We start from the raw sequence: 417 nt of genomic DNA on the forward strand, positions 1-417 counted from the left end.
GGGGGACGGGGACCTCGACATCGCGGCCATCGTCGGCGACCTGGAGGCAGCCGGGTACGGCGGGTGGTACGTGCTGGAGCAGGACGCCGCCCTGCCCGAGGCGCCGGAGCCAGGCGCCGGCCCGGTGCACGACGTACGGCGCAGCCTGGACTTCCTGGCCACGGTGAGCAGCGAGTTGCCCCGGGTGGCGCGGTGAGCCGGGCTGGCCGGGCCGGGCTCGCGCCGGCCGGAGCGGCGTCGTGATGGTGCATGTCAACGGCACCCGGCCGGTCACGGTCGGGTTGATCGGCGCCGGTGTCATGGGTGCCGACCACGCCCGCCTGCTCAGCGGGTCGGTTGCCGGCGCAAGGGTCGGCGGGGTCTGCGACGTCGACGAGGCACGGGCCCGCTGGGTCGTGGCGGCGACCGGTGCCCGAG

The 417-nt window shown here is 76.5% G+C and carries 1 pseudogene; it reads left to right on the top strand.

Annotated features, from left to right (window positions below):
* Positions 1-196: pseudogene (locus C1I92_RS34240) on the top strand (inosose dehydratase); the annotation flags it as partial.
* Positions 197-417 lie beyond the last annotated feature (221 nt).

It is taken from the genome of Jiangella anatolica (assembly GCF_003236295.1).
GTDB lineage: Bacteria > Actinomycetota > Actinomycetes > Jiangellales > Jiangellaceae > Jiangella > Jiangella anatolica.